The sequence below is a fragment of the Streptomyces galbus genome (assembly GCF_005280195.1).
GTDB lineage: Bacteria > Actinomycetota > Actinomycetes > Streptomycetales > Streptomycetaceae > Streptomyces > Streptomyces galbus.
In genome coordinates this window covers 25,393-50,469 of record NZ_SZPR01000043.1, presented here as the reverse complement: position 1 = coordinate 50,469, position 25,077 = coordinate 25,393, and the positions used below count along the sequence as shown (strand labels likewise).

Annotated in this window: 30 protein-coding genes and 1 pseudogene; 24 read left to right on the top strand and 7 right to left on the bottom strand. The window is 68.3% G+C overall.

Going from position 1 to position 25,077, the window contains the following annotated elements; translation table 11 throughout:
* Window positions 1-19: 19 nt before the first annotated feature.
* Together E4U92_RS34850 and E4U92_RS34845 are read left to right on the top strand one after the other, a co-directional pair.
* A complete protein-coding gene (locus E4U92_RS34850) occupies window positions 20-2,164 on the top strand; it encodes a chromosome segregation protein ParM (RefSeq protein WP_137304460.1) in 2,145 nt (714 codons plus the stop codon).
* A 79-nt stretch (window positions 2,165-2,243) separates the two neighbouring features.
* Window positions 2,244-2,432, top strand: coding sequence for a hypothetical protein (locus E4U92_RS34845; RefSeq protein WP_137304459.1), 189 nt, complete (start codon window positions 2,244-2,246; stop codon window positions 2,430-2,432).
* Here the strand turns inward: E4U92_RS34845 and E4U92_RS36140 are convergent, their stop codons facing one another.
* Entirely contained in the window at window positions 2,433-2,594 is a 162-nt protein-coding gene (locus E4U92_RS36140; RefSeq protein WP_168725275.1) for a hypothetical protein, read from the bottom strand.
* A 160-nt stretch (window positions 2,595-2,754) separates the two neighbouring features.
* Here E4U92_RS36140 and E4U92_RS34840 point away from each other — a divergent pair, with 160 nt between their 5' ends.
* The 17 genes and pseudogenes from E4U92_RS34840 (at window position 2,755) to E4U92_RS34760 (ending at window position 11,577) form a co-directional block, all read left to right on the top strand.
* On the top strand, window positions 2,755-3,297 hold the full coding sequence (locus E4U92_RS34840) for a DUF6197 family protein (RefSeq protein ID WP_137304458.1): 543 nt from the start codon (window positions 2,755-2,757) through the stop codon (window positions 3,295-3,297).
* A gap of 121 nt (window positions 3,298-3,418) precedes the next feature.
* Window positions 3,419-4,228, top strand: a complete 810-nt coding sequence (locus E4U92_RS34835) for a hypothetical protein (RefSeq protein WP_137304457.1) — start codon at window positions 3,419-3,421, stop codon at window positions 4,226-4,228.
* A gap of 283 nt (window positions 4,229-4,511) precedes the next feature.
* The gene (locus E4U92_RS34830; protein WP_168725274.1) at window positions 4,512-4,967 is read left to right on the top strand and encodes an RRQRL motif-containing zinc-binding protein; all 456 of its coding nucleotides are present in this window, start codon (window positions 4,512-4,514) and stop codon (window positions 4,965-4,967) included.
* Between the two features lie 23 nt (window positions 4,968-4,990).
* Window positions 4,991-5,434, top strand: coding sequence for an NUDIX domain-containing protein (locus E4U92_RS34825; protein WP_137304456.1), 444 nt, complete (start codon window positions 4,991-4,993; stop codon window positions 5,432-5,434).
* 118 nt (window positions 5,435-5,552) lie between these two features.
* Window positions 5,553-5,939 (top strand): hypothetical protein, encoded by a 387-nt coding sequence (locus E4U92_RS34820; protein ID WP_137304455.1) that lies wholly within the window; start codon window positions 5,553-5,555, stop codon window positions 5,937-5,939.
* A 489-nt stretch (window positions 5,940-6,428) separates the two neighbouring features.
* Complete coding sequence (locus E4U92_RS34815) at window positions 6,429-7,361, top strand: ATP-binding protein (protein ID WP_137304454.1); 933 nt, start codon at window positions 6,429-6,431, stop codon at window positions 7,359-7,361.
* Entirely contained in the window at window positions 7,358-7,558 is a 201-nt protein-coding gene (locus E4U92_RS34810; RefSeq protein ID WP_137304453.1) for a hypothetical protein, read from the top strand. The genes E4U92_RS34815 and E4U92_RS34810 overlap by 4 nt, the downstream gene beginning before the upstream one ends.
* A gap of 113 nt (window positions 7,559-7,671) precedes the next feature.
* Entirely contained in the window at window positions 7,672-7,980 is a 309-nt protein-coding gene (locus E4U92_RS34805; protein WP_137304452.1) for a hypothetical protein, read from the top strand.
* Window positions 7,981-8,070: 90 nt separating this feature from the next.
* Window positions 8,071-8,748 (top strand): GGDEF domain-containing protein, encoded by a 678-nt coding sequence (locus E4U92_RS34800; protein ID WP_137304451.1) that lies wholly within the window; start codon window positions 8,071-8,073, stop codon window positions 8,746-8,748.
* On the top strand, window positions 8,745-9,188 hold the full coding sequence (locus E4U92_RS34795) for an ASCH domain-containing protein (protein WP_137304450.1): 444 nt from the start codon (window positions 8,745-8,747) through the stop codon (window positions 9,186-9,188). The genes E4U92_RS34800 and E4U92_RS34795 overlap by 4 nt, the downstream gene beginning before the upstream one ends.
* Window positions 9,185-9,481, top strand: a complete 297-nt coding sequence (locus E4U92_RS34790; protein ID WP_229863472.1) for a hypothetical protein — start codon at window positions 9,185-9,187, stop codon at window positions 9,479-9,481. The genes E4U92_RS34795 and E4U92_RS34790 overlap by 4 nt, the downstream gene beginning before the upstream one ends.
* A gap of 20 nt (window positions 9,482-9,501) precedes the next feature.
* Window positions 9,502-9,708, top strand: coding sequence for a hypothetical protein (locus tag E4U92_RS34785; RefSeq protein ID WP_137304449.1), 207 nt, complete (start codon window positions 9,502-9,504; stop codon window positions 9,706-9,708).
* Entirely contained in the window at window positions 9,708-10,469 is a 762-nt protein-coding gene (locus E4U92_RS34780) for a hypothetical protein (RefSeq protein ID WP_174864147.1), read from the top strand. Before E4U92_RS34785 ends, E4U92_RS34780 begins: the two co-directional genes overlap by 1 nt.
* 32 nt (window positions 10,470-10,501) lie before the next feature.
* Entirely contained in the window at window positions 10,502-10,681 is a 180-nt protein-coding gene (locus E4U92_RS34775) for a hypothetical protein (protein WP_137304448.1), read from the top strand.
* Between the two features lie 78 nt (window positions 10,682-10,759).
* On the top strand, window positions 10,760-10,999 hold the full coding sequence (locus E4U92_RS34770; protein ID WP_137304447.1) for a hypothetical protein: 240 nt from the start codon (window positions 10,760-10,762) through the stop codon (window positions 10,997-10,999).
* Window positions 11,000-11,086: 87 nt separating this feature from the next.
* Window positions 11,087-11,465, top strand: a pseudogene (locus tag E4U92_RS34765) (hypothetical protein).
* Complete coding sequence (locus tag E4U92_RS34760) at window positions 11,458-11,577, top strand: DUF5131 family protein (RefSeq protein ID WP_137304446.1); 120 nt, start codon at window positions 11,458-11,460, stop codon at window positions 11,575-11,577. The pseudogene E4U92_RS34765 and the gene E4U92_RS34760 overlap by 8 nt, the downstream one beginning before the upstream one ends.
* Here E4U92_RS34760 and E4U92_RS34755 read toward each other — a convergent pair.
* Window positions 11,572-11,919 carry a hypothetical protein gene (locus E4U92_RS34755; protein WP_137304445.1) on the bottom strand — a complete coding sequence of 116 codons (348 nt, stop codon included), beginning with the start codon at window positions 11,917-11,919 and terminating at the stop codon, window positions 11,572-11,574. The two genes, E4U92_RS34760 and E4U92_RS34755, sit on opposite strands and share 6 nt — an antisense overlap.
* Before the next feature lie 259 nt (window positions 11,920-12,178).
* Between E4U92_RS34755 and E4U92_RS34750 the strand changes: the two genes are divergently transcribed.
* The 5 genes from E4U92_RS34750 (at window position 12,179) to E4U92_RS34730 (ending at window position 18,474) form a co-directional block, all read left to right on the top strand.
* A complete protein-coding gene (locus tag E4U92_RS34750) occupies window positions 12,179-12,634 on the top strand; it encodes a hypothetical protein (protein ID WP_229863469.1) in 456 nt (151 codons plus the stop codon).
* Window positions 12,635-12,734: 100 nt separating this feature from the next.
* Window positions 12,735-14,459 carry a pentapeptide repeat-containing protein gene (locus tag E4U92_RS34745; protein ID WP_137304444.1) on the top strand — a complete coding sequence of 575 codons (1,725 nt, stop codon included), beginning with the start codon at window positions 12,735-12,737 and terminating at the stop codon, window positions 14,457-14,459.
* Between the two features lie 456 nt (window positions 14,460-14,915).
* On the top strand, window positions 14,916-16,361 hold the full coding sequence (locus tag E4U92_RS34740; protein WP_137304443.1) for a DNA sulfur modification protein DndB: 1,446 nt from the start codon (window positions 14,916-14,918) through the stop codon (window positions 16,359-16,361).
* A 417-nt stretch (window positions 16,362-16,778) separates the two neighbouring features.
* A complete protein-coding gene (locus E4U92_RS34735; protein ID WP_137304442.1) occupies window positions 16,779-17,198 on the top strand; it encodes a hypothetical protein in 420 nt (139 codons plus the stop codon).
* A gap of 454 nt (window positions 17,199-17,652) precedes the next feature.
* Complete coding sequence (locus E4U92_RS34730; RefSeq protein WP_137304441.1) at window positions 17,653-18,474, top strand: hypothetical protein; 822 nt, start codon at window positions 17,653-17,655, stop codon at window positions 18,472-18,474.
* A 908-nt stretch (window positions 18,475-19,382) separates the two neighbouring features.
* Here the strand turns inward: E4U92_RS34730 and E4U92_RS34720 are convergent.
* The 5 genes from E4U92_RS34720 to E4U92_RS34700 form a co-directional block, all read right to left on the bottom strand.
* Window positions 19,383-20,567: a ParB/RepB/Spo0J family partition protein gene (locus E4U92_RS34720; RefSeq protein WP_137304440.1), complete on the bottom strand. Its 1,185-nt coding sequence runs from the start codon at window positions 20,565-20,567 to the stop codon at window positions 19,383-19,385.
* The gene (locus tag E4U92_RS34715) at window positions 20,564-21,718 is read right to left on the bottom strand and encodes a ParA family protein (RefSeq protein ID WP_137304439.1); all 1,155 of its coding nucleotides are present in this window, start codon (window positions 21,716-21,718) and stop codon (window positions 20,564-20,566) included. The genes E4U92_RS34720 and E4U92_RS34715 overlap by 4 nt, the downstream gene beginning before the upstream one ends.
* Window positions 21,719-22,945: 1,227 nt before the next feature.
* The gene (locus E4U92_RS34710) at window positions 22,946-23,632 is read right to left on the bottom strand and encodes a hypothetical protein (RefSeq protein ID WP_137304438.1); all 687 of its coding nucleotides are present in this window, start codon (window positions 23,630-23,632) and stop codon (window positions 22,946-22,948) included.
* On the bottom strand, window positions 23,629-24,231 hold the full coding sequence (locus E4U92_RS34705; RefSeq protein WP_229863466.1) for an RNA polymerase sigma factor: 603 nt from the start codon (window positions 24,229-24,231) through the stop codon (window positions 23,629-23,631). The genes E4U92_RS34710 and E4U92_RS34705 overlap by 4 nt, the downstream gene beginning before the upstream one ends.
* Window positions 24,206-24,442 (bottom strand): hypothetical protein, encoded by a 237-nt coding sequence (locus E4U92_RS34700; RefSeq protein ID WP_137304437.1) that lies wholly within the window; start codon window positions 24,440-24,442, stop codon window positions 24,206-24,208. Before E4U92_RS34700 ends, E4U92_RS34705 begins: the two co-directional genes overlap by 26 nt.
* Window positions 24,443-25,077: the final 635 nt, after the last annotated feature.

Sequence of the window (25,077 nt, the reverse complement as noted above, 5' to 3'; positions counted from 1 at the left end):
GTTTCCCGAAGGAGATTCGGTGACCACGCCGCGCAGTGTCACGCTCGAACGCCTCGCCTACACCCTCGCCGCGCCTGTGCTGGCCGTGGCCCCGAACGTCTACCCCGACAGCCCCGTTAACCAGGTCGTGCAGCTGGCCGGCGCCGCCGGGATCGGCGCCTGGTTCCTGGCCGCCAAGAGCGATGAGCCCGGCGCCGGACGCAAGATCCTGCGCTGGTCCCCGCTGGTCCTGGCCGCCGCCGTCGACGTCGCCGCCGGACACACCACCGGCTTCGGCCCCTACTGGCTGGACGGACTGCTCGCCGCCGGATGGGCGGCGGCCGGCTCCTTCGTGCTGCCGTTCTCCTGGCACACCCGCCGCCGTCACCGCCCCGCGCTCGCCGCCCCCGCCCCGCGGCCCGCGCCCGCCCGCGCCGTGGAGCCGACCGTGGCGCAGCCGGACGACGGAACCGACCAGCTCACCCGCGACGCGCGGATGCTGTGGGAACGCGCCGGGATGCCTGCCCGCACCCACGTCGTCAAGGCCACCCGGCACACCGCCATGCGCCACGACCTCACCCTGCTGCTGCGCGCCTCGGAGACCGGGCGGCCGATCACCGGTCTCTCCCCCGAGGTCGTCGGAGCCGCGTTCGGCGTGTCTGCGGCCGATGTCAGCCTCGCGGACGTCGCCATCCAGCCCGGCCGCCAGGGCGGACCCGGCTGGATGGAGGCTCTCATCACCCCGGAGGCCAACGCCCGGCGCCGCACCCAGCCCACCGACCAGGAGCGCTGGATCGACCGGGTTGCCGGCCCCAGGGGCGGCGCCCCCGGCTCCGAGCTGGTGCACACCACCCGCGACACCGAGCGCGGGGTGACCTTCTACCGGGCCAGGATGAGCGATGCCACCGAGTCGCCGCGCATCGACCTGCCCAAGGTCTGCCGTGCGCTGAACCTGCCCGAGGACGACTCCTGCGTGTTCGTCCTCATCGACGGAGCTGAGTTCCTGATCAGCGCGTTCGATAAGCCACCGCTGTCGCAGATCTTCCCCGCCACCCGCGAGCTGCTCACCCCGGACGCCAAGGGCATGTACGTGTGCGGGTTCACCATCACCGGCCAGCCGGTGAAGACGATGGTGTACCAGCACGACAAGAACGCCCCCGCCCACGGCCTCACCCTCGGAGTCAGCCGGTCCGGCAAGACGCAGTTCTTCGCGATCCACATGGCCGCCCAGTCCCTGAACGGGCAGGTGGTGTGGCTGGGCACCGTCCGCAAGGACGAGAAGACCACCGTCCTCGGCCGCTACATCGACCGGCAGGGATCCAACGCCCTGTGGATGGCCCGCTCGCTGCGGGCGGCCAAAGCGCTGTGCGAGATCCGCGCGGAGATGCCCTGGCCGCACGACGGCCAGCCGCACGACTACAAGCCAGGCGACACGCGTTGCCCCTATCGGCAGCTCAACGTGTACGCGGATGAGTTCATGACCGCCGCCCAGGACGCCCTGTATGGCGAGTTCATCCAGAAGGACGGCGAGGACCTCACAGTCACCGGCCTGAAGTACGGCATCGGCTTCAACCCGGCCGGCCAGTCGCCCTTCGCGCACAACGGCTTCTCCACCGAGATGAAGGACAACCTGCGCCAGAACTCCAGGCCCGTCATCTTCAACATGGGTTCGCCCGGCGCCACCCGCAAAGCGGCGGAGGGCACCATGGAAAACGCCTACAACGTGCCGACCATCCCGGCCCGCTACTCCCGCAGCGAAGGTTCCGCGATCGAGCGGGCCATGCGCGGCGAGGCCGACCCGGAGAACGGCGTCAGCACGGGCGGCGTCGCGGTCATCGTCCTCGACAACGGCCGCGCCGTGCTCATGCGGTCGCTGTACGCCGACTTCGATACCGACCTGTCCGAGCTGTTCCCCGACGAGGTCAACGGACTCACCGACCACGAGATCGCGGAGTTGGACAAGCGCGGCCTGTGGTTCGACTGGAACGAGCCCGAGCCGAGGCCCGGTGAGTTCTGGCCCGAGTCCGACGAGGACGACGACGGCGACGGCCGTGCCCGCCGCCGCGGCGGCGGGGGAGGCGGAGGCGGCAAGGGCGGCGGCAAGCGCAGTTCCGGCAGCCGCTCCGAGCAGGTCACCTCACCCCGCCAGGCGCTGGAGGCCATCAAGAGCCTCAACGACGCCTGACTGCTCCTCACCCCGTCCATCCCAGGGCTGGCCTGCCCGAGCGCGGCCGGCCCCACCTGACGAAGGAGCACTAACCGTCGTGGCCCTTTCGATTTCCGCCGCCGTGCTGCTGGGCATCATCGTGTTCGTCCTGCTCAAGGGCGGCTATGTCCGCGTCGGCTCCATGCTGGCCTGCACGCTGTTCGGCTTCACCCTCGCCGCCACCGGCCTGGCCCCGGTCATCAACAGCGGCCTGGTCTCGCTCGCCGAAGTGATCTCCAGCCTCTGACTACGCCTCGGTCCACGGCGGGTCGGGCGTGTAGTTGAGCCCGTCGCAGAAGCGGCAGTCCCACTCCGAGGGAATCTCCCACTTGTCGACCCAGAAGCCGACCTGCTTGCCCACGAAGTAGTTGTCGCCCCCGCACCATCCGCAATCGAAGACGAACTCCACCAGATCCCCTTTCCGAGCCCGATGGTTCGAGGATGCCCGGGGCGCAGGTGCGGTGACTACCCACCCGCCAGCCTCAACTCACCTGCTGCTCAACGTTCGAAGGGCGCCGCCGAACACCAACCTGGGCGGCGCTCTTCGGCGTCCGCTGCCTGGAGTCCTGATGTCCCATGCCTCGCTCTCCCCCGCCACAGACCACCCCGCGCCGACCTCCGCGCCGCCGGCGGAACTGACCCTCGAGGAACGCCTCGCCCTCGTCAACGCGGAGATGACCGCGCGCCTGGACGAAGCGGCCGTCGCCTACGAGGTCAACACCGCGCACATCGACCTCGAGCCCATCGCCCTGGCCGATGTCATCACCGGCCCCGTCGACGCCGGGCCTGCCCCGCTGCCGGACCTATACCCGACGCCGGTCGCGGCACTTCTGCAGCGCGCCCACCACCGGCTCCTCACCGGCGGCTGGTGCTCCGGTGCCCTGGTTGACGCAGACGGCGCCCGCTGCATGCTCGGAGCCATCCGAATCGAGGCCCACGGCGACCGTGGCCTGGAAGCCAGTGCGGCCGCCGTGCTCCTGGACGCGATCCGCCGGACGTTCGGCGACGACGTCCCTTCCGTGCCGTCCTTCAACGACGCGCACGGCACGGGCCGCGCCCCGATCCGCATGGTCGACCACGCCGCCCGCCTCGCCGACGCCCGCGGCCTCTGAACCCCAGCCTCCGGACCACCTGCCTCGCACCCGAACCCTTCGCGGCCCGGGTGCGAGCCAGGCCGTCCGGCCTGCGCACCACCGCCCACCACACCCACCCGAGCAAGGGAGTCGCCCCGCCATGCAATCCCACGACAAGCCCGTCAACGGCCAGCCCATCAACGGCCAGAACGACCCGAGCTTCCTCGACCTCCTCAGCCAGACACCCCCGCCGCCCGACGAGGAAAACCGGCCGCGCTCTGCGCAGCGTCTCGCCGGGCTGCGCGAGGCGTGGGACGCGTCCTGGAAGCAGGGCGGCTTGCTGTACGAACGGTGGGAGGACGTCCGGCACGCGCACTTCGCGGGCTGGCACGGGATGGCCAACTGGATCAAGGAGGCGCTCAGCCTCGCCAGCGTCTGCGCGTTCATCATCGCGCTGGACGCGGCCGGCGACATCGTCTCCGCCGTAGCCCACCAGATCGCCTCCGCGACCCCGCAGACGCAAGCGGCGTCCGAGACCTCCAACAGGTTCTGGGCAGTGATCGACACCCCGGTTCGCTCCTACATCGCCCAGCACTCCGCTGGCCTCGCCGTCAGCGGATCCGCCGTCTACGCCTTCTGGCATGCCGTGGGGCTGTTCGGCCTGATTGGCGGCTTCTTCCACAGCACCGGCGCCCGCATCACCTACAGCCTCTGGGCAATGGCAAGCGTCGCCATGGTGTGGTCCGCATCCCCCGCCGACAGCCGGACCGTCGCCACCGGGATCGCCGTCCTCGCCTGGACCATCACCTCCGTCCTCGCCCTACGCGGCTTGAGTCTGCGCCCAGTCATCCACATGGCCTTCCAGCCCCACATCGACATCCGCCCCGAGGTCCATGTCCCGCCGCAGCCCGCCCCCGTCCATGACGACCTGGACGACGAACCCGGCAACATCCAGCCCCTCCAGCGCTGATCCGCACCCGCTGAAGACCTGACGACCTGCCCGGTCCTCGCCCGCCCCCACACGCCGGGGCCGGGCGAGAACGGGACAGGCCGCCCGGCCACCCACCCTCACTTCGCGCCCCGTCGACACCCGCATCACGTCGGCGGGGCGCAGCACTGTCCACCGACGACTGGAGGAGATCGCTCGTGCTCATCCCCCGCCCGCGCCGCCGGATCGGCCGCCCGCGCCCGCAGCGGCCCGGCCCCCGCTACCCGTACCGTCCCGCCCGGCTCCCTGGCATCTGGAGCAGGTGATGCGACAGCGCCCCCGGCCCTGCTCACAGCAGGACAAGCTGCTGCCGCGCGGGGCGCAGGGCCTGCCCGAGTACGACCGCGGCGCCTGCCCCGACCACCTGGTCACGCGCCGCCAGCTGCGTGCGCGAGAGGTGAGCCCCGGCGGTTACGGGCCCGTGGCGATCCTGCGGTGCGCGCAGTGCCGGACCCGGCCGTGGCGGTCCTGCACTCATCGCACCCGGGCGTACCTGTATGACCTGCGCCTGGCCCGGCCGAAGCGGGTGCCGACGCTGCCCCAGGAGTGGGCGCTCGACCGGGCCATGGCCGCACGCCAGACCTGCGGCACCTGCCGCCGGCGCTACTTCCACTGCCTCCCCCTCAAAACCCTGGGTTCGTGCTTGGAGTGCTTCGACGGCACCCCGGCCGACCCCGCTACCTACATCGCTCCCCCGGCCACACACCTGCTGGCCGCCTAACCCGACCCGAGAGGACCACCCCTATGACTGCCACCACCGCCCGCGAGGCGATCCGCTACACCGCCGACGTCGTCCTGATCGCTGCCGACCACGTGCTGCTGATCGAACGGGGCTGGGGCCCCTACGAGGGCTGGTGGGCGCTGCCCGGCGGTCACGTAGACGCCGGAGAGACCAGCATCGCCGCCGCCGCACGCGAACTCAAGGAAGAGACCGGCATCTCCGTCCAGGTCGCGGACCTGCAGCAGGTGGGTGCCTTCGATGCTCCCGGCCGTGACCCGCGCGGCCGGTACGTCAGCGTCGCCTACATCGCCATCCTGCCCGCGCCCGTCGCGCCGACGGCCGGGGACGACGCCGCGGCCGCCCGATGGTGGCCCCTGGACGAGCTCCCCGACCTCGCCTTCGACCACGCCGACATCCTCGCGGCTGCCGCCGCGCGGGTCGCCTCCTCCTCCGCCGTCGCTACCTGACCGGACGCTCTCCGTGCGCCCCCGTCGCCGCGCCGCTCCCGGGCGAGGCGGCGAACGGGGCCGTGTGGTGTGCGTCCGGTCAGCCGAGACCGGACGACTGGCCCTTTCTGGAGGCACCGTGCCCCTCGCCCGCCGCTCCCTCATCCAAGCCGTCGCCGACCGTGTCGGCTGGCGCCGCGCCTGCGACACCACCACCGAGGTGGAGGCGGTACTCACCGAGCAGAGCGAGACCGCCTACAGCGTGGCCGCCGACCACGTGCAGCTGGCGACCGCCAAGACAGTGGACGCGTCCCACGTGCAGCCGGGCGTCCTGGCTGTCCGGCGCCGCATCCTGGCCGACGTCGTGTACCTGGAAGCCCTCCTGATCGGCGCCCACAACAGCGGTCTGTCGGCAGAGCTCATCGAGCGCCTGGAGGACGCAGCCCGTCACGGACACGAGCTGACCGTGCTGCTCGCCGACGCCGCCCGCTGCACCACTACCGCTCCTACGGGCAGCAGCAACTGACGGGTCCGGGACGGCTGCTGGAGTGCGGCCCGGCCGCCCCGGAGCCAGACCCACGACACGGGAACGCCGCGCCCGGGCCGGAAGACCAAGGGCGCGGCGCCTTTAAGTGCCTGCATCGCCCCGTCACGCGATGTAGACCTCTCCAGCATGCCTGACCCGGCCATCGAGCGGATGCCGGATGCGACATCGCCTCAATGAGGTGATCGCGGCCGGTGCGGGCGAATCCCTGTGGTGACACGACCCGGCCCCCGGCCGCTATGGCCGGGGGTCGGGCGCGCGGGGTGGCCGCGCATCGGCTAAGGGCCGGCCATCCCGCTCCCTCACTCTCATCGAGATACAGGAGAACTTCAGCATGCACGTTCAGCGTCCCGCCGTCTTCGCTGCCCTGCTCGGACTGACCCGACTCGCACCCCCTGCCCTGCTCATCGCCCGCGCCGGGCTGCGCCCCATCCGAGCTGCCGAGCACCCCTCACCTGCAAGGAGATTTACATGACCGTTTCCCTCTACCCGGACCTGCCCGAGCGTGCGCTGCTGGTCCTGATCGGCCCGTCCGGCGCCGGCAAGTCGACGCTCGCCAGTACCTGGTTGCCGAGCCAGGTCGTCAGCCTCGACGCGTTTAGGGGTGTCATGTCCGACGACTGCGGCGACCAGGACGCCACCGCCGACGCGGTCGACGCGATGATGCTGATCGTGCACCGCAGGCTGGCCCGCGGCCTGACCACCGTCGTGGACGCCACCTCCGTCTACGCCCGGGACCGGGCGGTGCTGGTCGACGCGGCGAAGAAGCACGGCATGCCGGTCGTCGCGGTCCTCGTGGCCACCCCGCTGTCGGTGTGCATCGAGCGGCAGGACGGCAGGCCCATCGGCCGGGCCGTACCCGCGCGTGTCGTCACCGACCAGCACCGCGCCATGGTCGCGTCCCACCCGGGCCTGCGCTCCGAGGGGTTCGACGGCGTCGTCTTCTCCGACTCCCTGTACCGGCTGGAGCCATTCCTCAGCCAGATCAGCGACATCCGGGTGCGGGAGCTGGGCACGGGCGGCAGCGACGGCCTGGGCGACCTGTTCCTGCCCCGCCGCCATTTCGGCCCGGAGATCCTGCCGCTGTGGCGCTGGAAGGACAGCTCGACTCTGGCGGGCCGTGACCGGGTCGCGGAGATCCGCCTCGGCCAGCAGTACCTCACCCTTGCCTGGCGCACGCACATCGACGGTGAAGGGGGCGGTTTCGAGGTGTTGGTGCCCTGTCCCTTCGACGAGGAGTGCGAGGGCGAGGCGTGGCTGCCGGTCTTCGACGTCACTGGTCTGTGGGAGGTCCTGACCGGCGGCCGGGACCAGGACGCGGACATCACCTGCACGATCCACGGCAACGTCGGCGACGCCGACCCCGACATGGAAGCGCCGCAGCACGTGGACACAGTCGCGTGAGCCGCGCCGCCGACGGACCGCACCCGCACCCGCTCACCCCGGCCGACCTCCCGGCCGCAGATGAGTGGTGGCACGGCTGCCCGGACTGCCACCTGCCGATCCAGGGCGGGGCCGCCGGCCTCACCGCGCACCGACGCACCGTCCACACCAGTACCGGTGACCACCGGCGCCCGATCACGATCCACCTCGATCTCTAACGCGCCCTCATCGGCGTGACGGACGTTCCGTGCTGTCCCGGTCTTCCCCGTGCGAGGGAGGCCGGGGCGGTCGCGGTGGTCCCTCAACCACGATGACGAGAGGAGCGGACGTCATGACCCAGCCCCCGTACTTCGAGGTCGACGTCCCCATACGGAGCACCCGGACGCCCGGCCTGGAAGGCGTGCACGTCTTCACCGGCTGGGCCGACAGCCGCGCCGCCGCGGTGAAGGCCGCCCACGAGGTCTACGACGCAGCCCGCGCCGCGGCGGAAGCCGGACGCGAGATCCCCCACGACCGGCCGGACGGCTGGTCGGCCTGCGGATACCGGCCCGGCTGGGAGCTCGACTGGCCCGCCGCGACGGCCAGCCCCTGGAGGAGCCCGTACAGCTGGCTCAACTCCACAACCACCCACGAGCTGTAGCTCCGCCCCGGGACAGCCGCACTTGCTTGGCCGCTTGACGGCTGCCCCGGGTTCACCCAACCCGCACGAGACGAGAGGGGAATCCTCAGTATGGACTCAGTCCTGCACACGACGGGCCGGTTCGGCCCGCGCACCCTTCTGATCACCGCCGCAGCCGTGCCGTTGACCGGCTGGGTCGTCAACGTGACGGTGCTGCTCAAGCAGCTCGCCGACAAGGACAAGGACCCGCTGACGGGCCTGCTGCGCCGCGACGCCTACACCGCCCGCGCCCGCCGGCTCCTGGCCCGCCACGGCGACGACGCGGTGCTGGTCATGGTCGACGCCGACCACTTCAAGCAGATCAACGACTCGATGGGGCACCCGGCTGGGGACGCTGTCCTCGCGGCGTTCGGGGCCCGGCTCACCGCGTGGGCGGGACCGCGCGCGTCCGTCGGCAGGCTCGGTGGCGATGAGTTCGCCGTGGTCCTGGAGCTGAAGGCCGGCCGCCGCGCGCAGCGCCTGGAGCAGCTGGTCCGCATGCTGCACACGCCGGTCACCCTGGACGATGGCCGCACCGTCAACATCGCCGCCTCGGTCGGTGCAGCGGCCCCGGCCTCGGTCGGCTCCGACGATCTGAGCGTTTTGCAGAGGGCTGCCGACGCGGCCCTCTACGACGGTAAGCACTCGGGCCGGGCGGTCTTCGCCACGCGGCAGCACGCCACGATGCCGTCCATCAACGGCCGCCGGGCCGGACGTCCGGGCACGGCGGTGTGGGGGCGAGCCGCATGAGCGCCGTGACGCTGCCCGAGGGCGACTGGATCCGCGGCATCAGCATCCGCCAGCCGTACGCGGCCGCCATCCTGGCCGGGGCTAAAACGGTGGAGAACCGGCCCGCGCGGTGGCGGACTGGCTGGGTGCTGCTGCACACAAGCAAGACCATCGACCGGCCTGCCCTGCGCATGCCGCTGGTCGCCCGCGCGATCCATGGCCGTGAGCTGGTCACCGGCGCCGTTGTCGGCATCGCCCGGATCACCGACTCCCACCAGGACCCCGAAGGGGCGCCGCCCTGCTCGCCGTGGGCACACCCAGGCGACGTCTGGCACCTGGTCCTCGCCGACGTCCAGGAGCTGCCGCTACCGGTTCCCGCGCGCGGGCAGTTCGGGCCCTGGCAGCCCGAGCCGGACCTGCTGGACCGCGTCTTCCAGCAACTGCCCCAGTTCCGGCCGTGACCCGCCGGGGACGTACGAAGAAGGAGGAGCAGCCGTTCGAGCCGGGTCTGATTCCGGCGCCCAATGAACTCCTTGTCTGGCGCGATGGCCGGCACTTCGACCGCTGGCAGGACCTGCCCTGCGTGCTGTGCGACAAGCCCACGCCCATGCGCTCTCACGCCGGCGAGGCCGTGCACAAGGCCTGCGCCGAGGACTGGCTCACCGCCCATCCCAGCGAGGCCCGCCGCCTCGGGCGGTTCGCCTCCGACCTCACGCCGAAGCCCAAGACCGCCGGCCAAAGCGACCACACCTGACCTCCACCTGGAGGACCTCCATGCGTCACACCGAACGCGACGTCGACCATGCCCTTGCCTATCCCGAGCCGCCGGCCTCGCCGCTCTGGCACCGCCACGGTGCCGCGAAGGCCCGCCCGCTCACCCCCGCGCAGCAGCGGCGCAACGCCGAGCTCCTGGTGCTCGCGCAGCGCACCACCCGACCCCGCTCCCCTCGCACCACCGAGACCCTGGCGGAGGCACACTGATGGACGCCATCCCCCTCACCCTGGACGGCTACCTCGCCGCCGAAGCCGAGCCGGGCGACCGTGTCGGCACCGTCTCCTGGCGGCTGACCTGCTCCGCCAGCACCGACCATCTGGTCGATGAGGCGGTCATCCCCTGCACGACCATGGAACCGGAGATCGCCCACGAGATGCTCACCGAGCGGCAGCCCGGTGACCTGCTGCGCGTCGTCGGCCACCTGACGCTCCCGGTCACAGCCGACGGCATCATTCAGCTGCACGCCGAAAGCCTCGAAGTGCTCTGGGCAGCACCGGTGCTGAACGTGGACGACGATGACGATGCAGGGGACACGGCGACCGTCATGGACGCGGACGCCGACCGCAACAAGGCGATCGCGGCTCTCGCCGAAGCCCCCACCAGCTGCGCACAGGATGGCCCCGGCCCGGGGCAGAGCATCCGCCTCCACATCAGCCCGACCGGTGCCCTCGGTTCAGGCCTGGAGCACTGCCACGGCTTCGACGTCACCCCGGCCATAGCCCACCGACTCGCCGACTGCATCGACGCCATGAACTGCTTCATGGACATGGACAGCGAACGCCCCGACAGCGTCCTCCTGGACCCGAGGACCGTCGCGGACCTGAACGAGCTGTTCGAGGACATCAACCTGACCGACCTCACCAACAAGGTCCTCAACGCCACCCGGCCCGAACACCGGGCCGCCGTCACCCAGGCGATGGACGACATGTTCGGCGACATCCCCGCCCCCGAGGACACCGACCAGTGACCGCCCGCAGCACCCGAAGGGACACAGCCGCCATGTTCACCCAGCCCCAGCGCACCGTCCTGGAGCAGTTCCCCGCGGGAGGCCCCCGCGGCTCCTGGCCGGCCGAAGAATACGCCGCAGCCCAACGCGCCCAGGGCACTCACGCCCAGGTCGTGATGGACCTGCGCACCGACCAGTTCCTCGTAGTCACCAGCACCCCCAGCACCGACTGATAGTCCACCCCTCAGCGCCGCGCCCGCCTCCCGGTCGGGCGCGGCGCTCTCTCGTCTCCAACAAGGAGGAGCTCGTTCATGGCCCGTATCACCGTGCACGTGGAGCCCAGGCACGCCGACAACAGCCCCTGCGATCACGCAGTGAAGCCCTCCGGCCGGCCCCGCGACCCCGCCTCCGGCTGCCCCGGACGGACCCAGTTCGCCGTCGTCTGCTCCGAGCACGGCGACGTCGGCGGCCCGCACCACGTCAAGGTCCTCGCCGAGCCCGCGGCCGTCGACCACCGCCAGGAGCACCGCGCGGCTCTCGCCGCCCGCTGACTCGCACCCCCCATACCTGCAGGGGCGGCCGTCGACACCCGTTCCGGCCGCCCCGCTCCCGCCACTTCCTGCGAAAGGAATTCCGCTGTGCCCCGTCAGACCGTCGCCACCACCACTCCCGGTCGGCCGCCGATCGTCGCGCTGTGCGGATCAACCCGGTACTGGGACGCCCTAGCCGAAGCCAACCTCTACGAGACCGCAGCCGGCCGCATCGTCCTCCCCCCCCGGTTGCAACTTGAAGCAGCCCCACCCGCTGTGGCAGGACCCCGTCCAAGCCGACCGGCTCAAGGCGCAGCTCGACACCCTGCACCACCGCAAGATCGACCTCGCCGACGAAGTCCTCATCGTCAACCCGGACGGCTACATCGGCGAGAGCACCCGCCGCGAGATCGACTACGCGCGCCGCCTCGGCAAGCCCATCCGCTACACCCACCCCACCGTCGAAGGGGAAGCCGGCCGTGGCTGACCGTACGACGATCGAGTGGACTGACAGCACCTGGAACCCGGTCACCGGCTGCACCAAGATCAGCCCCGGCTGCGACAACTGCTACGCGCAGACCTTCGCGGAACGCTCATGACCGCAGAGTTTCGCCTTGCGGGTCAAAGCAGATCAGCTCGTACTCGCGTGCCAGCGAAGCGGCGTACTCGGAGACTTCTTCGGCCCTGCTGTAGGACATGAGTAGGTACACGATCGGTCCCGACGCTTCGTCGATGACCGGAGGGGACGCCCATGGACTGTCACGGTCATCCTCCGGATAGCGCTCGATCAAGGCGTTCACATAGGCCTTGATGCGCGGGGAGGGCGGCACAGCGACGTCCTCCGATTCGAGGTAGCGCTCGTACATCTCATCGAAGGCCGAGCCCGCCGCATCGTCATCGAGCGGCCGCTCACCGTCCCACACAGCAAGGTCGTAACTCACGACCAAATGATCGCAGGGATGGTGATGGGGCGAGTCGGCACCTCGGGTGCCGGGCTGACACCGTCCATGCGGCAGCTGCAACGTCCTGGCGCGAGCGCACAAACCTTGATCGTTTCTTAGTCCGGCAAAGGGCAGCCGGGCTCACCGAACTCCTGGCCCGCGAACTCCGCGCCCGCGGCCGCGAGGTCGTAGTCGAGCACCTGCACGTCCATCTGCCACGCGTCCTCAAGACGGCCGGCGCCAGCATCGAAGCGAGCGCATGACGACCAAAGGCCTGTACGAGATCGAGATCAGCGAGGGTGACGACGGCACCACGCACCCCACCGAGCAGCTCTGGACTCCCGGCAAGGACGCGATGGAGAACGGCTTCATCGTCCATCGCGGCGTATACGTCACCGGGATCGACGACCCCACCGACGATCACCTCTACCCGATCGGCTTCGTCGCCCTCGGACACCAGCGGTGGGCCGACATCATCGAGGCCGCCGCCGCATACATGGCCCGGATCCACGGCTGGCGCAACCTCCACCTGTACCCAGGCGACGACCCCTCGGTCACATCCCCCGCATCCCGCGCGCCGTCCTCACTCACGGCGTCTTCTTACGGCACCCGCACCCTTGTGTGCGCTCGGTCAGTGACCGCGATATCTGGAGGAACCGACGAAAACGCTGACCTGTTGAAACGCGGATCGCTCGGTGCGCGGGTCCGGAGGTGAGATATGAAGTTTCACCTTGAACGTCCGCGCTTTCGACGAATCTCTCTACTTACCGGGTTAAAAGCGACAAAAACACCGATTGCTGAACCATCCTTGGGGCATGACGTCTGCGCTCCCGGACCGCCCGCCCAGCACCCCGCCAGATTGGCTGCACTGCGGCCGCGGCGCCAGTGCGCAGGATCCGGTGGGCTGCCGAGGCATCCAGGTTCCGGGCAACAGGGCGTGCCTGGCCCACCTCTCTCAGCGTCAGCGAAGGCGGTACGGCGCAGGCCTTGTCCCTGGCGCCGACATCGACCACCGCGGCACCGTCTTCACCGGCCCCTTGCTGCATCGATTGCTCAACGCCCTGCGCGCTCCGGACACCGGCCGACCAGAAATTGGCAATGCCCGGTTCGATGAGGCGACTTTCGCCGACCCCGTCATGTTCAACGGAGCGGCTTTCGCGGGTGATGCCTGGTTCACCGGCGTGACCTTCAAGAGTGACGCCTGGTTCGACAAGGTGACCTTCGCTGACGGAGCGTTGTTCTCCAGCACGGTGTTCGAGCGCCAAGCTGTGTTGCGGTGGGTAACCTTCACGGGCTTCGCGGCATTCGACAACGTAACCTTCACCAATGGCGCGTCGTTCGGCTGGGCGACTTTTACCCGCGGCGTCATATTCCAAGGGATGACCTCGGCTGGCGATCTCCAGTTCGACGCAGCCCAGTTCGAGACGGCCGAGCGACTGGGGCCGCTGGTGTGCGGCAGCACGGTGGACCTGGATGGCGCGGTTTTCGGTTCGCCTGTGACGGTGGAGATCGCCGCGCGAAAGTTGCTTCTGCGGCGGACACAGTGGGTGTCAACGGCCGCGTTGCGGCTACGCCATGCGGAGGTTGATCTGGCCGGGGCGCTGCTAGAGCATCCGATGACCCTGGTTGCCGAGCCTGCGCCGTTTACCAACTGGCGGGGAGATTGCTTGGAGGGATTGTTGGCGGGCTGGGACCCAGGCGTGCGGGTGCGTGACGTCGCTGGAGTGGACCTGGCGCACCTGTCGCTGACCGACACGGACCTGTCCGGGTGCCGGTTCGCTGGCGCGGTGCACCTGGATCAGCTCCGCCTGGAGGGACGCACCATCTTCGCCAGCCCACCCAAAGGGTGGTCCCGGCGGCGGACTCTGGCCGAGGAGCACTACTGGCGCGCCGCCACTGCAGGCCGGCCTGCACTTGGGCAGCGACCCTCGAAGCGCGAGTGGGAGCCGGGTTCGAACCACCCGGATCTGGAGCGCACCTCGGGCCCGGAGACTCTTGCTGCGGTCTATCGGCAGCTGCGCAAGGCCCTGGAGGACGCCAAGAACGAACCGGGGGCCGACGACTTCTACTACGGCGAGTGCGAGATGCGCCGCCACGACAACAGCCCCGGTACCACCTGGTCCGAACGCGTCCTGCTGACGGTGTACTGGGCCGTCTCCGGCTACGGGCTGCGTGCCACCCGCGCTCTGGTCTGGCTGGCCGTGACGATGACCATCACAATCTTCGTCATGATGCTGTGGGGCATCCCGATCGACAGCCCTAAGCCGACCACCACCGGACGCCAGGTGCGGGCCGGACGGACGATCACGCTGGTGACCGACACCCCCGACCCAGCCAACCCCACCGGCCCGCTTGTCGGACGCCTGACCACCGACCGGTTCGAGAAGGCCCTGCGCACGGTGATCAACTCGGTGGTCTTCCGCTCCTCCGGCCAAGAACTGACCACCGCCGGCACCTACACCGAGATGACCTCCCGCCTCACGGAACCCCTCCTGCTCGGTCTGGCCATCCTCGCCATCCGTAACCGCGTCAAACGCTGACCAACGGCCCCTCGGTATGGAAGGACATGTTCACCACCGCCAACTAGTGGCGCGCTGGCCTGGTCCTCCAGCTCACGCCAACCTTCTGCGGCACGCCTTGCAATCATCAGCCTTGAACAGATGCAACGCGGTCCATCGCTGCCTTTCGGGAGACACGGGTCCGCCAGCGGCTCCGGCACACCTCCTTGCTGAGCACCATGATCTATCTGCGCTCCCACGGTTCAGTCGGCTCGGAGGTCGGCTCGCGACCGTGGCGACTGCGGGACCCGCTCGCGCGCTCCTCCGGAAAAATAGGCCAGGCACATTTCCTGACGGGTTTTTAATTATTGCGCGCTCCAGCTAGCGTGGTGGACACCACAGACAGCTCCGGCCCGGCGGCTGGGAGCTCTGGACAAGCGTGCCGCCGGGCCGGACCCGTGCGCGGGCCCGTAGGTCCGCAGAGACGAGGTTAGTGCCTTGAGCACGACCACCTTGCCCGACAGCAAGCGGCTGCGTGCCGCTCTTAAGGGCGAGAAGCCGCCGATCCGCTTCGAGCGGATCGGCTTCCTGTCCCAGGCCGGTGAGTTGCGGAAGATCGCGTGGTCCGAGCCGACGAAGTCGCTCGCCGAGAACTGGACCTTCGGCAACCTACTCAAGCGCGAGGACTACGACCTCGATGACGATGGTCGCCCTGGTCAGCGCGGCGTCTACGAGGAGCAGGTCAAGAAGATCGCTGACGGCATCCGGACCACCTCGCGCCCCTACCTGGGGACGCTAGTGGTCGGCATGGAGCCGGACGAGGAGTTCGTGGAGATCGAGATCATTCAGGAGGTCATGCCCGGGGTGTCCCTGGCCAGGATCACCGTTCGCGAGGGCGCGCCAGTCGTCTGGTCCGTCGACGGACAGCACCGGGAGTTCGCCCTCGATCGGGTATGGAAGCTTGTGAAGGACGCCGAGGAAGGCGACGCCTTGGTGGTCCGCCGGTACTTGGAGCAGTCCGCCACGGAGATCACGCTGCTCCTGGAGGGCGATCCTGACATCCTCGCGACGCTGTTCGTGAAGATGGGCTCGACCAAGCCCATCGACCCATCGCTGATCGCCGTCATGGACAAGGAGAACGCGAGCAACCGCCTTGGCCAGTACGTCATCAGGAACGCGCGGCTGTGCGCTGGCCGGGTCGGCTACCTCCCCGACTCCGCCCACAAGAGGCGTGACCCGAACTTCGCCGGCCTCTACAAGGCCGCCGGGGTGCGCTCGGCCGCATCCGCCATCGCAGGTGTCGGTGTCCGTGACCGCACACCCAAGGACCGCGAGAAGCACCTCGCGGCGGTCATCCGCAAGCGAGTGACCGCCACTGGGCTGACCGGCAACGAGGCCCTCACCGCCGTCGGTGCCGAGGTTGTGGAGCTCCTCGACCTCGCGTTCGAGCGCATCCCAGGCTGGCGTGAGCTGTCCAAGAACACCCTGACCGTCCCCGAGTTCCGTAAGCGATACCTCCACTCGGCGACGGCCGGCCTGCACGTCATCGCGAACGTCATCGCAGCGGCCCGCATTGCCGGGGTCGATCCGCGCAAGGTGGTCGACGCCCTCGCCGAGCTTCCCTGGCAGCGCGACGCCCTTCGAACCATTCCCGAGGACAAGAAGGCCGGTATCGAGGAGTACTCCGTGCACGTCTTCTTCGAGGGCACGCTCGCCAAGACCGCTTACGACGACCGTGCACTGTGTTGGCGCGCTGGCGCATCGGGTGCGACCCGCTCGAACTACGAGATGGCGATCAAAACCGTCCTGCGGCACATCGCCACGAAGCACCCCGACCTCCACGCGCTCGACAGCGACGCCACGTTCACCGAGCTTGGCCTGATCGCACGGCGCAGCGTCGGACGGCCGAGGAAGGCGACGGTGGTACCGGCCGCCGCGAAGTAGGAGCCGCTCTATCCGAGGCTCGTACGGCGAGATCCGTGCGGGCCTCGGTTCTGTTATGGGCGCCTTCGACGGTCCACAGGGGCTCGGTCTGGGCTACGCAGGACAACTTCGAGCCCGGGTTTGGTTGTGAGGCACCTACATCACCTGCGTCCACGACCACAGCAAGGCACTCTGCGAACGAGCCCGCAGAGGCCGCTCCGAAGGTCTGCCCGATCACGGCGAATGCCAGCCCCTCGCCTGCCGGAACGTCGCTCTGACCAGCAGCAACACCCAAGCCTGGCGGTCAGAACTCGACCGCATCGACCAGCGCCTGGCGGCACGGCCGCCGCTGCCGCCCCTCATGCAGCACCGCCTCGAGTCACGACGGACCGAGATCACGACGTTCCTCAGCCGCAACACCACCACCCCGGAGACCGCATGACCCGCCGCGTCGACTCCCCCTCCGAATCCCGAGTCCGGGCAGCCCTGGAAGAACTCCGCCAGCGAGCGGGCGACAACGGCACCCAGCCGAGTGTCCTGGCTCTGGCCAGCAAGTTCGGCATGAGCAACACGACCTTTCGCCGCCACTTCCCCGACATCGCGCAGGAGATCGCCGCCCTCCGGTCAGCACCGCCGACGCCAGGAGCCCCAAGCGAACCGACCCGCTACGACAGGCTCGTCGCCCGAAACGCCAAGCTCAAGCGTCACAACCGCGAGCTCACCGAGACCCTCACACTCGCCGCCTGCCACATCCAGCGCATCACCCTGGAGAACCAGAAGCTGAGAGAAGAACTTGAAGCCGCCTCGGGCGTCGCTCGCCTGACCCCCATCCCCTCCAAGCGGCCGGCAACCAGCTGAGGAAGTGGTCAACGGTCAACTGCAAACCCTGGGGCAAGCGGACGACAACGGCCGCCGCCCCAGCGTCCTCGCACTCGCCCGCCGGTTCTCAATGAGCAATACCACCTTCCGGCGCCACTTTCCGGACCTTGTCCAACGGGCCCACACCAAGCGCTCGGCGCCGACCCCGACGGAGCCGGGCCGGCCGACCCGCGCGACACCCTCATCGCCCGAAACGCGAAGCTACAGCGGCGGAACCGGGAGCTTACCCAGCACTTGGCCATCGCCGCCGCCGAGATCATGCGGCTCACTCTTGAGAACACGAAGCTACTGACGGACCTAGAGGCTGCCCGAGGCGTCACCAGGCTGGACACCGCTCCCTCGAGCCGACGGCCTTGCAACTCAATTCGCACAGCGGTGACGTCTCGCAAAACGACGCGACGAACAGCCCCTTACTCACCGAGGATGTCCATTCATGCAGACCCTGTCGAGCCCAACCCTGGCTGTCCTCACCAAGATCGCTGTCATGCGGCTAAAGAGCGCCATCATCACCGGCCTCCTCGCCGCTGATCTGGACCGATTCATCACGGAGGACTCCTCCAAGGAGAGGCTGGTCCAGCTGACCTTGATGAACGCTCGGAAGGCAGCCCAGAAGGGTGACAAGGACGCACACCGGGGGCTACTGGCGTTCGCCAAGGAGCTGACCGGCGACTTCCGACACCCTGACACGCACGGCCCGGAAGGCCTCTTGTTCCAACTCAGGGACGCACTCCTCGCGGACGGCTACGACCTGCAGTGGGAAGACCCGACAATCCGGAAGCCTGACGGCCTGTTCGGCAGGATCGAGATCGACCAGGGGCCCATCGTCTATCACATCCGCCCGACCGAAGCCCCAGGCGCGGAGATGGCCCAGGAGATCACTGCACTGGAGGCCCAGCTCGACACCGCCGGCTACGACGTCGCCCTCAACCACTACAAGCAGGCGATCGACAACTTCAACCACCACAACTACGAGGCGAGCAATGGCGCGCTCCGGCCCATGCTTGAAGAGTTGATCCTCCGGGTCGCCCATCAGCATGGCTACTTGGGAACCCAAAAGGGCGGCGCCGCCGTCAACTGGATGGTCGATCAGAAGAAGGTCGTGCCGGAGAGTTGGGGCCGCCTCCTGCAAGGGGCTTGGGACATCTCGCACCCCGAAGGCGCTCACCCTGGCAGATCCAGCGCTGATGAGGCACGCTTCCGCATGGTGCTGATCACCGGCATCGCCCGGAGGCTCCTACAGCACGCAGAGTCCTGAATCTTCTCTCTCCAGCGCCTGCGGTCACTCCCGACCAACACCACGGCCGTGCCTGATTGCCGTTTCAGTGGTCAATGGTCAGCCCGAAACCGTCGCCACAAGCACCCGGATCACGGCTGCGGATGCGAGTGGGACGACACCTGGCGGATGGTCTGGGCACCCAGCACCGAACCCGGCGCGGTCCCGATCACCGCCATGCGACATCCGGCCGCCCTGGTGGCCGCCGTCGGCATCCCCAACCCTGATGAGAAGGCGCACCCGCGAGCTGGGCGGCCTGACACGCACCACCATGAAAACGAGGGGCTGTGCCCACCGCGATCAGCGGCGGGCACAGCCCCTTTTTTTGCGCTCTGTAGGCCCTGACGGCGACCTGCTGTCGGCTCATAGGCATGCTTTTCGGACACCGAATGTTGTACGCGTACAACATCCAGCGCCACAGCGAGCGGGTTCCGCGATGTTGTACGCGTACAACACTGCTCCGACGACGCTTCGAAGCGATCCACCTCAACCATGCCGTCGTAGTTCGGCCCGCCGACGGCAACTTCCGCCATGTTGTACGCGTACAACATTCGGCACCGGCACCGGCACCGGCACCGGCACTGCGAGTGGCGCCGCAGGCGACACGACCCAGCACACGATGATGCGTCTCGGGCATCTCGCGCAGGGAGCAGCCGCAGCACGCGTACGGCACAGGTCGCGACCGATCAAAGGCACAAGCACCGCAGCGACTCATTCCGCGGTACGCCCGCCTCATAGTGAGAAGCGCATCTGCCCTGGGCGTCTCCCTGTACGAGACGCCCATAGGAAGGCAGTGCCTCCCTCGCTGTCGGCCCGGGCCTGTGACACGGCAGAGGGCGGATGTTGTACGCGTACAACATCCGCCCCCTGGCACATACGGCTGGGCTGGCTCAGGCCTGGACCTTGGTGCTGGAGAGTCGTTCCAACAAGAGTTCAGTCAGTGCCGTCAGGTCCTCCGTGGACAGATGCTCCGCCAGGGCTTCGGCGACCTGCTCGATATCCCTGACCTCGATCACGGCGGGCCGGGACTGGAGGGTGGGCGCCCCTTCCGAGTTCTGTGCCGGCAGGACGGTCGACTGCTGGTCCGTGCTCTTAGCCGACTGAGGTGTGGCGACGGCCGCCGTGCCACGTGTCGTGGTACGAGGCGTTCTGTCGCCGGTCCCGCTAGCCCTGTCGGCCACGGGGGAGGCCGGTTCTGTCGAGTCGCTGCTGTCTACTGGTGCTGGCCTGCCGCCGGAGGCATCAACGGCACCGGCTTCCCCAGGCTCAGCGGGATTCTGCGTCTGGCTGCGGGCCGCAGCCAGCAAGGCGCGCTCGGCTTCCTTCTCGGCCGAGCGTGCCGCCTTCTGGTCCTTGAGGAACTGCAGAAGGTCCGCTTCTGTGAGCTCGGGGTTCTCCTTGAGCTGCCGGACAAGGAGACGTCCATCCCGTTCTGGGAGATCACCCGAGCTGAGCATCGCCTGAATGGCCTCGGGCAGTTCCAGCAGCGACAGCTGATGCGTGATCCAGGACCGGTCCTTGCCCAAGTGCTCCGCAGCGCGGGCACGGGCTCCGCGCTCCGACTCCTCTGCACACACCGCAACGAGCTCGCTGATACCGCGGGCCCGCTCGATGATGTCGAAGTCAGCGCGGTCCAGGTTCTCCTTGAGGAGGTGGTTTATGAACGTCTCGCGTGAGGCTGCCAGTTCGTCACGCACGACGAAATCCAGCGCGTCCAGACCGACCTGGCAGGCACCGCGGTAGCGGCGCTCTCCGTTGACGAGGACGTGCTTGGAGTCGCCGATATGGCGCGCGTGGTCAGGCCACAGGTTCAGGTAGACGTCGCGGGAAACGGCCACGCAGGCGGCGAGCTGCGCAGCGCGGAGCTCTTCGCCGAATCGGGTCAGTTCCTCAGGAGTGCCAAAGTTGCGGCGAGGGTTGAGTGGTGTGGGGGAGACATCGGTGAGCTGCAGGCGCACGAGTTCGTATGCCGGGATGTCGCCCTGAGTGATGGCTTTCGCCCGGCCTCGTTGGCTGCGGCCACGGGGCACGTTCCCGAAGGAGGAGCCGGTGCCAAGACGGTCGGCGGCCTTCATGCGTTCACCGCCAGGGCGATCGTGCGCATGACTTCGGACTGCTCGCAGTCTGGCGCGGAGGTCAGCAGGGGCTGCTTGAGGCGGGCTGCTTCCCGTTGTTCCTTGCGTTCGGGGATGACGCCGAGAACGGGTGGGTCTCCGATCGCCTTCCAGCTGTCGAGGGAAGACGTCGCGATGTAGCCCTTGCGGCTGTCGTACATGTTGACGATGAATCCGAGCTTGCTGATTTCGATCTCGAGGTCGGAGGTCAGGTCTTCGATCTGATCGAAGAGCATGTCGTAGGCGTCAGCGGAGGAGTCCTCGGCCAGAACGGGGATCACGACTCCTGAGGTGTCGGGCTCCTCGCCATCGCGGGTACGGCCGTAGTACAGGGCCGTGTCCATGGAGTAGCCCAAGCTGGGCGGGCAGTCGATGACGATGTAGTCGAACTCCTTCTCCAGCGGTTCCAAGGCCTTCTCCAGAGCGATCTCCTTGATCCGCACGTGCCGCGTGGTGGCCAGCTTGGCGTCCAGGAGGAAGGCGTCCTTGCATCCGGGCAGCAGGAACAAGCGGCCGCCGAAGCTTCCTTCCTCTATCGGCACGAGCAGGTCCCGCAGCTTGCCCTTGCCCTCGCCCAGCATGTGCTTGGCCAGGCTCGGGTCATCGATGTCGAGCATCGGGTAGCCGAGCTGCTTCGTCAGGTGGCACTGGGGATCGAAGTCGATGAGCAGGACACGCTGTCCGGCTTCGGCGAGTGCTTCGGCGACGCCGGCGGACGTCGCGGTCTTACCGACACCGCCTTTCTGGTTGCCGAAGATCAGACGGCGGGCGCCGGTCGTGCGGGGGACGCGGCGAGGTGAGGGGTGGCTGTTCAGCCACAAACGGATTGCCTGAGCAAGACCCTGGTTGAACGCGATGTCGCGGTCCTTGCAGACGTCCTTGAACTGGCCGTACAGCCCGGTGGGCAGGTAGGTGGAGAACGACGCGCCGCCTGAGGTGTCGACCTGTGCGTGGGATGAGCCATCCGTCCGCCAGGCCTGGACGCCCTCGGTGACGGCGTCCTTGATGTCCACACCCAACTCGGCTGCGCGGACCTTGAGTTCCTGCCGTAGCGCGGCAGGCAGCTTAGCTACTACCTTTTCCCGGTCATCGGGGCTGTACGGTGCGGTCATGCGGTTACCTTACTCACCACCTGTTGGTTGGCAAGCAACACCGCCGACTTGGACGGTCCTATCCGGCGATTGGGCGCAACGCGAGCACAGAGTCCTCAAGTCGGATGTCCCACCCCCCGCGGACAGAAGTCGCGCTTGCCCCCGGGATCCCCGCGACGCGATCCACGAGGGCCTGGACCAAGTCCTCCGGGATTGGGTAGGAACACCACTCCAACTCCCATCGGTCTCCTGCTCCCCATAGCCGACGAAACCCATGACGAGGGACGCCACGCTGCGGTCGCTCCAACGCGTCTTCGAAGAACTGTCCGACCGCCCACCTTCCAGCTGGGTCCCGCAGACACAGACGCACCAGCAGTCCAGCCAGCAGCGTCTCCGCAGTGGGTGTTGCCGGCGGCAGCGACTCGAGCACATCCCACTCCGAATCTGTCACTGGCGTGTGGGTGGACCACAGGCGACTGCGCCGGTGGCCGGACAGATCAGAGGAGTCCGGACGCGTACTAGCCTGCGCCGTCACCGACATGCTGGCCCCGCAAGCAAGATGACGCAGCAGGTACGTCCCACCGATCCGTTCGCCGACGCGGAGACCAGGGATGCGACTGACTGGCCTTCCGTCAGGGACTAGCCAGCAGACCGCGTTATAGGGCGTACGGCAGACGATCACCAGGTGATCGAAACGCGGCGACAGAATCAGGTCGTAGCACGTGATCCCAGCCACCGCCCAAGCTCCGGCACCCGCTTGGGAAAGACCCTGGTTGAAGACCCCCAACGCAAGCAGGAATCGAAGGCGGCGCTGCACCGTGGTGCAGTCGTCCAACCCGATGCCATGGCCGTTCCGGCTCACTCCGAGTGCCGCAGCCCCGGAGGCTTCACCCGTGTACAGCCTTCGGCGGCGCCCCGCAGAGCGCCGTACTGAATGTGACATGCCGACGTCCCCCATCGCTGCCCGGCCAGCAGACAGTCGCAAGGACTCGCGCACATGATCGTTCGGTAGCGAAGCGGGCGCCCCACACCCTCTGCTGCTCCTCACCGTCACGCCGGGAGCGACGGGCGGAGCCACCGGGGCTTCGCACACCGGCTTGCCCACATCATAAGAGCAGACATCACCAGACCCCCCTCTTCATAGCTCGCACAACCCGATCGGATGACGCTGCACGGCTGATACCAGAGCACACACGACGTGGAAGCCGCACGCCCGAGCCGGAGACAGCGGTTTCCGACACGGATGGATCACCGATGGGTGGCAGATGGGACGTTGGCAGTGGAGCCGCTGTCATTGAAGAAGTGCTCGATGCTGTTGCGATTCCACTGGAGAAGCAGGAGCAGCATCTCCGTTGTAGCCAGCAGACGGGACATGACCATGTGGGCTTTGGACCGTGGAGGTGTGGTGGCGAGGGTGTGCTGGAGCGCTGCCTGGAAGGTGGCCACGCTGCCGTAGGCATGGGCGTGCAGTGCCAAGGCCTCGTGCCGCTCGATGGTGCGGTGTGCGAGCCCGCCTCTTAGCTGGGTGAGCGCCAGATGGCTTTGGGTGAGGAAGTCCGCTGCAAGTCCCCAAGGCCCACTCAGGTCATTGGGCAGCAGAGCGCGGCCGACGACCGTCATGGTTCGTGTGGTGGAGAGGGCTTTGGTGAGCTGCTGGTACAGAGTATGTGGACCCGTGAGTGCGACCCAGTGGGCGATGCTGTCAGCTGCTTCCCGCAGCACAGCCTCCAGGTGAGTCCACTGCTCTGTGTCCTCTTCCACCAGCGGCACGGTCTCTGCGCTGACGGATGTCGCGAAGATTTGGGCACGGCCGGCGTCGAGGTCGATCGCGGCCTCAACCGTGTCGTGCAGGGCGCTGTTGGCGGCGGCGAGCCAGGCATCGAACGCAGCCTCGTCGCCGGTAGTGGTCTCCGGGTGCGGTGCCGCCTCGCTCACTGGTGGTCCTCCCTCAGTTTCTCCCAGGCTTGTTTGAGACTCTTGCGAGCGCGTGCCAAGTTCTGGCGGACAGCCTCTGGGCTTGTTTGCAATGCTTTAGCGGCCTCCTGCGGAGTGAAGCCGTCATAGATCCAGGCGAAGGCTCGTCGCTGCTGCAGCGGAAGGCCTGCAAGCACCCGCAGGACGAACTCCTCCTGCGCTCCGAGCTCGACCCGCTCGACGGGACATACCCCGCCAGGCGGCTCGTCCGTATCCTGCAAGGCGTCCTCGCGCCGCTCACGCAAGCGCACCAACTGTCGAAAGGCCACAGTCCGCAGCCAGGCATTCGGGTACTCGATGCTCTCCCAACGCTCCCACGCCTGGACGAAGGCGGCCTGCGCGGCCTCCCTGGCCTCATGGAGGTCAGCTCCGTGTCGCATCACGAACACCACCAGGCGGGGCATCGTCTTCTCGTAGAAGCCGGCGAACTCGCTGCGCGCCGACGAATCCGTCGGTATCTGAGGTCGGTACCGGGCGTCTACCAGCTGCCCCTGCTGTGCCAGAGCTGTCGGTAGCTTCCGTGGCTGGGCAGGATCACTCATGTTTGCCTCGCCCACCACGGTGGCCCACCTCGATAACCACTTCGCTGCGGTCGGCGCGCTGCTCGATCACCCGACTGCCCGGCGGGAGCACCTGCACACGACGCGTCAGGCCGCGATCATTCAACTGGGCGATCTGGAGTTCAGTCCGCCCCCGGAGCCACAGATACAGCGCGCGCCCACCACAAGCGATCACTCCTGCGACCAGGGGCGACACCACTATCGCGTCCAAGACTGGCTCTTTCGCTCGGGCCCCCCAACTGGTGGGAAGCTGAAGTGTTCTGACGAGATGTAGTGCAGGACAGGCCGCCCCCCGTGACCTTGTTGCGAAAATTCGCCGCTTACTGTGCGCAGCGTCACACCATGTGGGAATCGTGAACCTCGCCGATGGTTGCCGGCGATATCAGTCACGGGGTGCCCACGCCCGTGAACGCGGCTAAGGAGATTGACCGGCTCCTGGCACCGCCGTCTACTCCCACCGCTACGACCAAACCCGATGCTTGCTCTGAAGGGCTGAGCGTATCTGCGGCCCACGACCTCCCTGGTCGTGGGCCGCAGCATTCGCACGACGCCGTCATACGTTGCCGTAGCGGCTTTGCATCGCCTCCATCCACTCCTTGTGCCGGGTTGTCTGGCAGCCGGGGCATCGCCGCCCGATGACGCGCTCGGCGGTGGGTATGTCGGACTGTGCGGAGCGCACCTGGAGCATGTCCAGGAGCAGCGGCGTGCGGCATGGGGGGCCAGGGTTCTCCGTACCTGGTGATCTTCATGGGCGGGAGAGTGCACACACCGGCGGCTTACCGTCTCGGGCTGGCCCGACGGCCCGCCTGGCGGGCGCTCCGGTAAAAATCTGTCGATGCCCTCCCG

What these genes read in the sequence shown, in the direction of transcription:
- E4U92_RS34840 (WP_137304458.1), top strand. Translation starts at nt 2,755, where the DNA reads ATGTCCCATGCCTCGCTCTCCCCCGCCACAGACCACCCCGCGCCGACC.
- E4U92_RS34835 (WP_137304457.1), top strand. Translation starts at nt 3,419, where the DNA reads ATGCAATCCCACGACAAGCCCGTCAACGGCCAGCCCATCAACGGCCAG.
- E4U92_RS34830 (WP_168725274.1), top strand. Translation starts at nt 4,512, where the DNA reads ATGCGACAGCGCCCCCGGCCCTGCTCACAGCAGGACAAGCTGCTGCCG.
- E4U92_RS34825 (WP_137304456.1), top strand. Translation starts at nt 4,991, where the DNA reads ATGACTGCCACCACCGCCCGCGAGGCGATCCGCTACACCGCCGACGTC.
- E4U92_RS34815 (WP_137304454.1), top strand. Translation starts at nt 6,429, where the DNA reads ATGACCGTTTCCCTCTACCCGGACCTGCCCGAGCGTGCGCTGCTGGTC.
- E4U92_RS34805 (WP_137304452.1), top strand. Translation starts at nt 7,672, where the DNA reads ATGACCCAGCCCCCGTACTTCGAGGTCGACGTCCCCATACGGAGCACC.
- E4U92_RS34800 (WP_137304451.1), top strand. Translation starts at nt 8,071, where the DNA reads ATGGACTCAGTCCTGCACACGACGGGCCGGTTCGGCCCGCGCACCCTT.
- E4U92_RS34795 (WP_137304450.1), top strand. Translation starts at nt 8,745, where the DNA reads ATGAGCGCCGTGACGCTGCCCGAGGGCGACTGGATCCGCGGCATCAGC.
- E4U92_RS34785 (WP_137304449.1), top strand. Translation starts at nt 9,502, where the DNA reads ATGCGTCACACCGAACGCGACGTCGACCATGCCCTTGCCTATCCCGAG.
- E4U92_RS34780 (WP_174864147.1), top strand. Translation starts at nt 9,708, where the DNA reads ATGGACGCCATCCCCCTCACCCTGGACGGCTACCTCGCCGCCGAAGCC.
- E4U92_RS34775 (WP_137304448.1), top strand. Translation starts at nt 10,502, where the DNA reads ATGTTCACCCAGCCCCAGCGCACCGTCCTGGAGCAGTTCCCCGCGGGA.
- E4U92_RS34770 (WP_137304447.1), top strand. Translation starts at nt 10,760, where the DNA reads ATGGCCCGTATCACCGTGCACGTGGAGCCCAGGCACGCCGACAACAGC.
- E4U92_RS34750 (WP_229863469.1), top strand. Translation starts at nt 12,179, where the DNA reads ATGACGACCAAAGGCCTGTACGAGATCGAGATCAGCGAGGGTGACGAC.
- E4U92_RS34745 (WP_137304444.1), top strand. Translation starts at nt 12,735, where the DNA reads ATGACGTCTGCGCTCCCGGACCGCCCGCCCAGCACCCCGCCAGATTGG.
- E4U92_RS34735 (WP_137304442.1), top strand. Translation starts at nt 16,779, where the DNA reads ATGACCCGCCGCGTCGACTCCCCCTCCGAATCCCGAGTCCGGGCAGCC.
- E4U92_RS34730 (WP_137304441.1), top strand. Translation starts at nt 17,653, where the DNA reads ATGCAGACCCTGTCGAGCCCAACCCTGGCTGTCCTCACCAAGATCGCT.
- E4U92_RS34720 (WP_137304440.1), bottom strand. Translation starts at nt 20,567, where the DNA reads ATGAAGGCCGCCGACCGTCTTGGCACCGGCTCCTCCTTCGGGAACGTG.
- E4U92_RS34715 (WP_137304439.1), bottom strand. Translation starts at nt 21,718, where the DNA reads ATGACCGCACCGTACAGCCCCGATGACCGGGAAAAGGTAGTAGCTAAG.